The 11,071-nt window shown below is 47.8% G+C and carries 8 protein-coding genes; 2 read left to right on the top strand and 6 right to left on the bottom strand.

Annotated elements, in window-relative coordinates; genetic code table 11:
- Positions 1-227: 227 nt before the first annotated feature.
- From Q0502_RS08300 to Q0502_RS08280, 5 genes are all read right to left on the bottom strand, one after another.
- Entirely contained in the window at positions 228-722 is a 495-nt protein-coding gene (locus Q0502_RS08300) for a DUF4252 domain-containing protein (RefSeq protein ID WP_298649520.1), read from the bottom strand.
- Positions 723-729: 7 nt separating this feature from the next.
- Entirely contained in the window at positions 730-1,269 is a 540-nt protein-coding gene (locus Q0502_RS08295) for a hypothetical protein (protein ID WP_298649518.1), read from the bottom strand.
- Positions 1,259-1,777 carry an RNA polymerase sigma factor gene (locus tag Q0502_RS08290; protein ID WP_298649516.1) on the bottom strand — a complete coding sequence of 173 codons (519 nt, stop codon included), beginning with the start codon at positions 1,775-1,777 and terminating at the stop codon, positions 1,259-1,261. Before Q0502_RS08290 ends, Q0502_RS08295 begins: the two co-directional genes overlap by 11 nt.
- 50 nt (positions 1,778-1,827) lie before the next feature.
- On the bottom strand, positions 1,828-2,913 hold the full coding sequence (locus Q0502_RS08285; protein WP_298649514.1) for a hypothetical protein: 1,086 nt from the start codon (positions 2,911-2,913) through the stop codon (positions 1,828-1,830).
- A gap of 403 nt (positions 2,914-3,316) precedes the next feature.
- Positions 3,317-5,479 (bottom strand): S9 family peptidase, encoded by a 2,163-nt coding sequence (locus Q0502_RS08280; RefSeq protein WP_298649511.1) that lies wholly within the window; start codon positions 5,477-5,479, stop codon positions 3,317-3,319.
- Positions 5,480-5,981: 502 nt separating this feature from the next.
- Here Q0502_RS08280 and Q0502_RS08275 point away from each other — a divergent pair.
- Together Q0502_RS08275 and Q0502_RS08270 are read left to right on the top strand one after the other, a co-directional pair.
- Positions 5,982-7,997, top strand: a complete 2,016-nt coding sequence (locus Q0502_RS08275; protein ID WP_298649508.1) for an oligopeptide transporter, OPT family — start codon at positions 5,982-5,984, stop codon at positions 7,995-7,997.
- Between the two features lie 212 nt (positions 7,998-8,209).
- Positions 8,210-10,450, top strand: coding sequence for a GH92 family glycosyl hydrolase (locus Q0502_RS08270; RefSeq protein WP_298649505.1), 2,241 nt, complete (start codon positions 8,210-8,212; stop codon positions 10,448-10,450).
- A 145-nt stretch (positions 10,451-10,595) separates the two neighbouring features.
- On the opposite strand, the gene Q0502_RS08265 is transcribed toward Q0502_RS08270, so the two are convergent.
- Positions 10,596-11,003 (bottom strand): transcriptional repressor, encoded by a 408-nt coding sequence (locus Q0502_RS08265; RefSeq protein WP_298649503.1) that lies wholly within the window; start codon positions 11,001-11,003, stop codon positions 10,596-10,598.
- Positions 11,004-11,071 lie beyond the last annotated feature (68 nt).

The raw sequence follows: 11,071 nt of genomic DNA, 5'->3' as shown, positions 1-11,071 counted from the left end.
ATTGTTTTTTTGCTACATCTCCTATTGGCCGCAGGCAAAAATAAAGAGCCTCTGCTTTCATAGCAACAGGCAGCTAAACTCACGCTCGGCTGCCTGTTCATCGTTTAAATATAAAAAAGAAAAAAGTTATTTTAAAAAGACCATTAATGTATGTTTAAAATCCGAAATATAGTTCTTTGAATATCGCTCCCACCCGCTGGCCGGACCGTTGCCCGGCGCAATCGCTGTCAGGGGAGTTGCTGTCCGTTCCGCAACGATCCCGACAATTTGGAGAGGGAATTGAAGTCTATTTTCCCCGAAACGGTGATGATGGTCAGCTTGCCGTCACCATCCAGAGAGATAAGAATAAGATCTTGCTTCTCTTCATGCTGCCTCTTTATCCAGACAGAAATCTTCGAATCCATTTCGTTCACCGAGACGGCCTCTTCGTAATCGCCGAACGATTCTTTGATCAGTTCATTTGCTTTTTTAAAGTAATATTTAGAATCCTCCACATTGTCGGTGCTTACTATGCGAATGCTGTTCAGTTCTTTGAATGCAGTCTTCAACTCCTCATCGTCGGTATTTGCCGCCATCTTGTCGAGCATTGTTTTACCGATATTCACATTGTTGAGCGCGCGCTCCTCTTCGACACATCTATCCATAAATACCGATACAAAATTATCGGCGGACAGGGTGGCCGGCAAGAGGACGGAAAACAACATCACTATTATTATTCTCATATATAATTTACCTTTCTTTTTTCAGACTATCCGGATCGATTTTGTTCAATGAGTCAATAGCCGCCCAGTCAATATCCAGTTCATCTATAAGATGAATGGTCTCAACCGACGCTGTTTCGCTTTTCTGTAATGCATGCGATAATTTTTCCAGGGCGAAAGCCGCCTGTTGCATAGCTGCATCGGGATCTTCGAATGTTTCTACAAAGTGTGGCCTGTTATCCTGTTTTGAGATAAAATAGAAACTTACCCCCAACCCTATTATAAGCAGAACGGAGACCGCAATGCGCAACAGCGGCGCAAAAATACGGATAGTTATATACTGTTCCTTCCCTTCCGCTTGCAGGGCGTTCTGCAACCTTTCGTCGAATCCCTCGCTCAGTGTGACCGTCTGCTCATCCCTGATATAAGAAAAGAGAGGGATATAATGCCGGAGTTCCTCGGCCACATCGCTACCCAGGAAAAAATCCTGCAGTTCTTTCTCTTCCTGTACCGAAGTTTCGCAGTTCCAGTATTTTTCTAATAAACTATGTATCCGTTCACTGTTCATCTTTGTGATATACCGATAACATTTCTTTCATTTTCTTTCTTGCCCTGTGAAGGCTTATTTTTACCATATCCTCGCTGATGGCGAGCGCTTCCGCTATCTCCCGGTAACTCATTCCTTCGATTTCCCGGAGAGTAAAAACGAACCGTTGATTTTCCGAAAGCGCATCGACGCACTGATCTATGGCGGAACGTTGTTCTTTTCTCACCATCTCGGTGTAAGGGGAGCGATTCTCAACGAAAAACAAATTCTCTTTTTCCGGATCGATCACTGTCGTTTTTCTGACAGTCATGGAAGCCAGCCTGTCGAGCGCCGTATTTTTGGTGATCCTGAAACAATAGGCTTCCAGATTCTCTATGTAACTCCATTCATCCCGTTTGCTCCAGAGTTTCAGCAATACGTCCTGCAAGATATCTTCGGCTTCGGCCTGTTCCCTTACAATACTGTATGCAAGCCTGAAGAGCTTATCCTTCAGCGGGAGGATGACGGTATGGAAAGAATCAATGTTCATTGTATAATGACGGGTGAGCAGGCAAAAAGTTACAAAAGATTCAGGAAAAATTACAACTGCCTGTTGTTATTCAGAAATTGATGGGCCAGCAAAACCGTGTTTTTCAGATATTCATATTCCAGTTCGAAACATTCAGAGAAAATTTCAGTACCCATGTTATCTTCAATCTGGGAAGCAGTCCATAATTTCCCCCCTTGTAAATGAAGACTGTTAAAAGTCTTTTCATCTTCGATAGCGGACACATAGAGAAAAATCAGGCGTTTGGTAATTTCATTCTCGAAAGTATATTTCAACAAAAAGCGCAGGGGGATATCGTTGCCACCACACTCTTTTCTGATACTGTTCCGCAGGGTTTCATCCACTTTGTCATTAAACTGCATATACTTTTCAAACGGATAATCCAGTTTTCCGGGATTCAACAGCCGGTCCTGATCCCTCGCCTGCAGGTAGATCCTTCCTTTATAGATCAATGCCACACGCACCACCGGATGCATGAATTTATTCTTCAGGTCTTTCGTGATCGATTTCGCCACCTTGCCGGTTACGTCTCCGCTCTCTGTTACTACCGGCAGCCACTCTTCGCGGTACAGTTTTTTATCCAGGATGTATAGCCGGGCGGTTTCCATAATCATAATGACCAGCAGTATAATCTGGCACATGACCACCATAGACACACTATTCACAAAGCGAAATTCAGCGGCATTAAAGAGATAAAACGCCAGTACGAGCAGAAGGTGGATCGATAATCCGTACTGCGTTTGAAAAGCCACGCGGAACGATTCTTTCAGATAGTTTTTCAACATCAGGTTGCGCCCCTTGGCCACCCGGGTAACGATCTTCCCTCTCGAAAGCCGCATAATGATAAGAGACAGCACAAAGATAATCTCCACGATTGCAAACCGGTTAAATGCCGGCAGTCGTGAGAAGACGGTAAAAGAAAACAACAAAGAGACAGCAAACGTGACGATGGAAATATCATAGATGAGCCGACTATATTTCTTCACTGCGATATATCCCGCCACAGACAACGCCAACGCAATCCCTGTGGCGATACGGGAGTCCGTATACAGTACCAGGATTGAGAAAATAAATATCGACATAAGCCCGAATGCGGGATTCCTGAATATTCTTTGCATGTTAGAAAAGTGACTGTTTCCGTTAAGCTAAATGAGCAGAAAGCAAACTTATCTGCATTATGCCATCGCGAGAACTATTTCGTTAAATGAGAGCAGAAACAAAGCTTGCTTTGGTTTTGCCGAGTGTAGAAATAGGGCAATAAAATTGAAAACGACTAAATTTATTGAACCATACCCCGAATTACCTTCTGTACGTTTTGTGTACGTTTGTGCACCCGGCAAAAGATAAAATCTAACCGAAAAACTCTTTGATAAATAACTTCTATCACACACCCTCTCCCTCGAAACGCATCCAACTAATAACAACAAAGCGGCTTTTTTGTTTAGACATAAAAAACATTGCCGAATAGTGAAAACCATTCGGCAACGGACCCTTAAAAATAAATATAGCGGGAACAGGAGATCACTTCAGATTACGTTTGAAATGATCGATCACCTTCCCATAGAGATATCTTTTTGCATTTTCTCCCGCAATAAAGTGATCTTTATCGGGGAAAAAGAACATATCAAAATGTTTACCGGCTTCGACCAGCGCCCGGGTGTATTCTACGGAATTCTGGAAATGCACATTGTCATCAGCCATACCATGTATCAGCAGCAGGTTACCCTCCAACCGGCCGGCAAGGGCGATGGCTGATCCTTTTTCATAACCTTCGCTGTTCTGCTGTGGAGTACGCATAAAACGTTCCGTGTAGACCGTGTCGTAAAAACGCCAGTCCGTCACGGGCGCAATGGCTACTCCCGCTTTAAAGATGCCGTTTCCCCGGCTCATACTCATGAGCACGTTATATCCCCCGTAACTCCATCCCCAGATACCGATACCGTTCTTATCAATATAGGGTAGCGAGGCCAGATAGCGGGCAGCGGCAATCTGATCGTCCGATTCTTTGATACCCAGGTTCAGGTAGGTGCTCTTGCGGAACTCCTCTCCCCGCGCACCTGTCCCCCGACCATCCACACACGCCACCACAATGCCTTCATTCAGCAGCGCATAATACCAGTCGGCCTTATATCGGTCCAGCACCTGTTGCGAGTTGGGACCGCTGTACTGGATCATTACTACCGGATATTTTCGGGTAGGATCAAAATTGTGGGGTTTCAGTATCCATCCGTTCAGACGGGTAATGCCGTCGGCAGCGGGCACGGTAATATACTCCCTCCGGGGAAATTGGGCAGAGGCTGCTTTCGCGCGGACGGACTGGTTATCTTCCAGCACCCGCAATTGTTTTCCGTTTCCATCATGCAAAGTGATCACCGTAGGGGTATCCGCATCCGACCACCGGTTCACGAAAAATTTACCCTGACGGCTGAAAGAGGCGCTGTTATATCCCGGTTGCTGCGACAATTTCTGCGGTTGCCCTTTATTGATGTTCACCTTATAGATATTGCGTCTTATGGGCGATTCATCGGCTGCTTCATAAAAGACCGTTTCCGTTGGCTCATCCACACCCAGCAGCGAGATCACGTCGTAGTTGCCGGTGGTGAGCTGTTTCTGCATCGTCCCCGAAAGGCCGTAGATATAAATGTGGCTGTAGCCGTCCTTCTCCGATATGTAGGTAAACCGGTCTTTTAAAAAATGGACCGAGTTGAGCCAATCCGAATCGATATAATACTTGCTCTCTTCTCTCAACACCAGTTTCGACACCATGGAACGGGGACTCGCAAAATACATGTCGAACCGGTTCTGATCCCTGTTGAGTGTCATCACCGCCAGTTGATCCGGGTCGTGTGTGAATTTGATACGGGGTATATACCCACCTGCATCCAACGGCACATCCAGGGCACGTATGGTACGCGATTCGATATCGAATACACGGCATTCTACCGTGGAATTGGCCTCTCCCGCCTTGGGATACTTAAAGCGGTAAAAATCAGGATACAACTGCTTATTAAAAGTCTGGAAAGAGAACTCCTTCACGGCCGACTCGTCCGTCCGTACAAAAGCCAGCAACCGGTTATCGGGCGAAAATTCCAACAACCGGGTCACCCCGAATTCCTCTTCGTATACCCAGTCGGTCGCCCCGTTAATCACTTTATTCAGCTCCCCGTCTTTTGTCACCTGCGATTCCGTATCAAAGTCGAACTTTGTCAGCCAGATATTATTCTCTATCACGTAGGCTACCATCTTCCCGTCGGGAGAGAAAGTGGGAATCATCTGTTTCGACAGATGCTCCGAAAGCTTCCTCACCATATTGCGCCGCACATCGTGGTAGTAGTAGTTGGCGCGGAACGAATGGCGGTATACCTGTTCCCGGTCCCTGTAGATCAGCACCCGGTTCTCATCGGAACTCACCAGAAACCCCTGAAAATTGTCGAAGGAACAGTTCCGGGCCGTACGCGTATTGAACAGGGTATCCACCGCCTCGCCAGTGGAATAGGAATATTTGATCACCGCCGTCTGTTGCGGATCGGCCTGGTAAAAATGCGTCCCGTCTTCCGACGACACCATCGCCGTTATGCTGCGGGGCGCAAATTCGTCACTCAACAGATCTTCCAGTGTATAGTGCTGTGCCGATGCCGTCACAACACATATCGCCGTCATGGCGGTAAAAAGAAGTTTTCTCATCTCTCTTGTCTTAAAGTTTTAGAAATACAAATATAATTCATTTTAAAATATGGGATGTTGGATTTAGGATGTTGGATTTGGGATTTGGGATTTGGGATTTAAGATGTTGGATCTGGGAACCAGGATTTCAAAATTAAATCGTCAAATCATGAAATCAACCTAATCGCCTACACACTTTCCACTCATGATTCTATTTCAATTTACGACAAAGTTACGAAAATAGGGTCTCCTTTTACATATTTTTTTGTATTTTCGGCAAAAATTTCGGGAACGGGAAATTAGGATGTGGGGATGTAGGATGTAGGAGGTGGGAATCAGGATTTCAAGATTTGACTACGTCGATTTTGGCTCCGCCGAACGTTGTTTCAATTCAGGATTTCATCATCGAATCATTGAATCATCAAATCAATTATTCTTATAAGTCCCATCGTCACATTCGTCATATTATTCACATTGGCACATTGGCACATTAGTCTCATTGGCACATTAATAGATCAAATATATGGAATTAGAAGAAAAGAAAATTACGGAATTGCCCGAGAATGCATACCGGGAATTACAGCCGGCAGAAGAATACAAACCGGTACTTCCACCCGATAAGCCGGTAAGGGAAGTGACCTCCTGGTCGGTAGGAATGGGATTGCTTATGGCGGTCATCTTTTCGGCAGCGGCAGCCTATTCCGGCCTGAAGATCGGTCAGGTCTTCGAAGCGGCCATCCCTATCTCCATCATAGCCGTGGGCGCATCGGCTGCCTTCCGCAAGAAGAACGCGCTGGGGCAGAATGTCATTATCCAGTCCATCGGCGCCTCCTCGGGAGTGATTGTCGCAGGAGCGGTCTTCACCATTCCGGGACTCTATATCCTGCAGGCCAGATACCCCGAAATTCAGATCAACTTCTGGCAGATCTTCTTTTCGTCACTATTGGGGGGATTCCTGGGAATCCTCTTCCTTATCCCCTTCCGTAAATATTTCGTGAAAGATATGCACGGAAAATTGCCTTTTCCCGAAGCCACAGCCACTACCGAGATCCTGATGACCGGAGAAAAGGGTGGCAACAAAGCAAAATTGCTGATCACCAGTGGACTCATCGGAGGGTTATTCGATTTCTGTTTCTCTGCTTTCCGCCTCTGGAGCGAAGAGATCACCACACGCATCATTCCTGCCGGCGCCCTGATGGCCGAGCGATTCAAGATGGTGCTCAAATTCAATGTGAGCGCCCTGATCTTCAGTTTCGGCTACCTGGTGGGATTGCGATATGCCCTGATCATCACGGTAGGTTCGTTACTCTCCTGGCTGGTACTGATCCCGTTGGTGAATGAGATCGGTGCGTTAGCCGCAGCCGCGGGCGGGGGTGTGAACCCGTTTGCGGCGATGTCGGCCGAAGCGCTCTTCGCAGAATATGTACGCCCGATAGGTATCGGCGCCATCGCCATGGCGGGTATCATAGGGATTATTAAATCTTCCGGCGTGATCGGCAGCGCCTTTAAGCTGGCCGTCGGTAAAAAGGTGGCTACGGGCACCGTGGAGACGGACGTAAAGCGTACGAGCCGCGACCTGAAGATGTCATTCGTGATGCTGTTCCTGTTCCTCACGCTCATCGCTGTCTTTATCTTCCTGATCATCGGTGTGGAGATTACGCTTATACAGGCTATTGTAGCCCTGCTCACCATCACCATAATATCGTTCCTTTTCACCACCGTCGCCGCCAACGCCATTGCTATTGTGGGTACCAACCCCGTATCGGGAATGACGCTGATGACACTGATCCTCTCGTCGGTGATCCTTGTTGCCGTGGGGCTGGAAGGCTGGCGGGGAATGGTAAGCGGATTGATCATCGGTGGTATCGTCTGCACTGCGCTCTCCATGGCGGGTGGTTTTGTCACTGACCTGAAGATCGGTTACTGGATTGGTACTACCCCCGCAAAGCAGGAATCCTACAAGTTCCTCGGAACGCTGGTTTCGGCTGCTACCGTCGGTGCGGTGATCTTTATCCTGAACGAGGCATACGGCTTCGTGGCTACGCCTGAACATCCCAATCCAATGGTGGCCCCACAGGCCAACGCCATGGCTGCCATCATAGAACCGTTGATGGCAGGAAGCGGCGTCAGTTGGATGCTGCTGGGTATCGGCGCAGTGATCGCTATCCTTGTGAACTGGCTCGGTGTGTCACCCCTGGCATTCGCTCTCGGTATGTTTATCCCGCTCCAGTTGAATACTCCGCTTATCGTGGGTGGATTGCTCAACCATTGGATTAACAAAAAAGGCGCTGATAAGCAGTTGATAAATGCACGCCATCAGCGCGCTATCCTCATCTCTTCCGGATTTATCGCAGGTGCAGCGCTCTTCGGCGTACTGGGTGCACTGATCATATTTATAACGGGAGACGGCAACGCGCTTAACTTCAACCTATGGAGTGATCCCCACGGCACAGGAGCGCAGATCGTGGCGCTCTTTGCCTTCATCGGACTGATCGCCTACTTTGTCTGGGAGACCAGACGGGCAAAGAGGGAGGATTGAATAATGTGCCAATGTGAATAATGGGGTAATGAGATTTAATTGATTTGATGATTTGATGATTCAATGATTTGATGATGAAATCTGAATTGAAACAACGTTCGGCGGAGCCAAAATCAGCGTAGCTAAATCTTGAAATTTTGAAATTCGAAATCCTGAAATTCGAAATCCTGAATTAAGAATCGACGTAGTCAAATCCGAAATAATAAAATCGTATGCGAACAATAAATAAACAAATGACAAATATCTTACAGCAAATAAAACCAATTCTATTTGCTTTACTTGCACTTCCGGTCGTTTCCTGTACACAAACACCGGAAAACGACCGTGAGAAGGACTTTACCCAATATGTAAACCCCTTTATCGGAACGGCGTTCACGGGACATACTTTTCCGGGCGCCACATACCCCCTGGGGATGATGCAGCCGGGACCGGAGACAGGCAATTTCTCATGGGAATACTGTTCCGGCTATTTCTACGATGATGAGCGTATCAACGGCTTTTCACAGAACAGGCTGAACGGTACGGGATGCGTCGATCTGGGCGATCTGCTGATGCAGCCTTTCTCCGGCAGGAAACGCGACGATTTGAGCAGTAGCTTCGACAAGGCTACGGAGAAAGCCTCTCCCGGCTACTATGCGGTAGAACTGGCTGATAATGAGGTAAACGTAGAGATTACCACCACCCCGCATGTGGCGTTTCACCGTTACACCTTTGCCGAGGGCAAACCGGCGAATATGCTGGCCGACTTCCAGAGCGGGCTGGTATGGCAGCAAGACCGGCTCTTCACCCATGTGCTCGACAATAAGGTCAACATCGAAAGCGACCGCCTTATTACCGGCTATACCCGCCGCACCGAATGGGTAGAACGCACTTACTATTTCGCTATCGAGTTCGACAAACCGATCCTTTCTTCGGAACAGCTCGAACCGCGGGATCCACGGGAGAAAGCACCCCGATATATCTTTACCTTCGACATGCAGAACGATCCTACCCTGCAAATGAAGATCGCCATGTCCACCACAAGCGTTGAGGGAGCAAAGAAAAACCTCGCCGCCGAAGGGGACGGATGGGATTTCGACGAGGTGCACCGCGACGCCAAAAAGGCTTGGAACAGCTATCTTTCACGAGTGGAGATAGAGGGGACGGAAGATGACAAGGTCAATTTCTACACGTCGCTTTACCACCTCTATATACAGCCCAACAACATCGCCGATGTCGATGGGCGTTATGTAGGGCCCAACCGCGAGATCACACAGTCGCCCACCGGAAAGTTCTACTCCACCCTCTCACAGTGGGACACCTTCCGCGCCGCTTTCCCCATGTACACCATCCTCAGTCCGGAGATCGTCTCCGACCTGGTGAATTCCATGGTCGACTACAGCGGGCAAAAGGGGCATCTCCCCATCTGGGCGCTGATGGGACAGGAGACTTATACCATGATCAGCAACCACTCCGTCTCCATGATCGTGGATGCTTACCTGAAAGGATTCGATGGGTTCGATGCGGAGAGGGCCTACCGGGAGATCAAAAGATCGATCACCGAAAGCAAGCACTACAAATCCAATTGGGATATCTACGATCAATACGGTTACTATCCCTACGACCTGATCAAGGTGGAGTCGGTTTCCCGCACACTTGAATGCGGATTCAGCGACTATGCCGCCGCACAGATGGCAAAAAAATTAGGGAAAACAGAAGATTATGAATTTTTTATGAAACGGGCCGGCTATTACAGGAACCTGTTCGACAAGGAGACCAACGCCATGCGTCCCAAAGATTCCAAAGGCGAATGGCTCTCCCCTTTCGATCCTTATGAACTGGCGCATGCCGATTCTCAGATCGGGGGCCATTATACGGAAGGCAATGCTCTGCAATATACGTGGCACGTGATGCAGGATATCCCAGGACTCATTGAACTGATGGGCGGAAAAGAGGCCGCGGGAAAGGCACTCGACTATCTCTTCAACACCACGCAGGAAACCACCGGTCAACTCTCCGACGTGACCGGCCTTATCGGTCAGTACGCACACGGCAATGAACCGAGCCACCACGTGGCCTACATCTATTCCTATCTCGACAGGCCGGAAGATACGCAGCGGCTGATACGCCGGATCACCACCGATTTCTACCGGAACAAACCGGACGGATTGATCGGTAACGACGACTGCGGACAGATGTCGGCATGGTATATGTTCTCCGCAATAGGCTTCTACCCCATGAATCCGGTGAGCGGAGAACTAGTCATCGGCGCCCCGCAGATCCCCAAAGCCAGCATCAATGTGGGCAACGGGAAACACTTCACCATGGAGGCGAAAAATCTTTCGGCAGAAAATATGTATGTAGAGAAGATAGAACTGAACGGACAGCCCTATGACAAGAAATTCATCACCTACGAAGATATCATAAACGGGAGTACATTGGTATTTTATATGACAAATACTCCGAAAAAATAGATGAAAAAGAACCGGTAACAGTTTTCATTAAAGGAATCAGAGAGGCGCGTGATCACCCTGCGTCTCTTTGTTTTTCACATCGTCCCCGCCATTTCACGGTATCACCAGAATGAGGTAAAAGTGTCTCACTTCACTACGACCGGTTTCAGGAAATATGCACACAATCAGCGCAGAGGCCCTCTACAACGACAAACACATCCTTGATAACAAAACCTTTCGGTAACTCCGCATCAAACTGCGTGGTGCCATCTAAACACAATACCTCGTCGCATTTCTCACAATGGAAATGGGAATGCACTTTGTCATCATGGTGATGCCTGTTCAGCGCATATTTTACCGTATTGTCATTCAGCACGATCCGATGGATAATGCCCCGGTCTTCCAACGTCTTCAAGGTTCGGTATAGTGTAACCCGGTCGAAAAGATCAGGGTAAAACTCTTTCAACTCATTCTCCGACATCGCCGCTTCGTTTTTCAGCAGCTCACCAAGGATATATTTCCTGCAGCCGGTATTTTTCAGATCGTGGGCATGTAAAATTTCTTCTACTGTCATAATGCAACAACACTTCAAATGATATTATGTTACGAATGTACAGCTATTTTATCAATAATCCGCATCTT

It is taken from the genome of uncultured Proteiniphilum sp. (assembly GCF_937873925.1).
Taxonomy (GTDB): Bacteria; Bacteroidota; Bacteroidia; order Bacteroidales; family Dysgonomonadaceae; genus Proteiniphilum.
The sequence above is the reverse complement of the archived record's forward strand: the minus strand, read 5'-3'. Positions and strand labels throughout refer to the sequence as shown.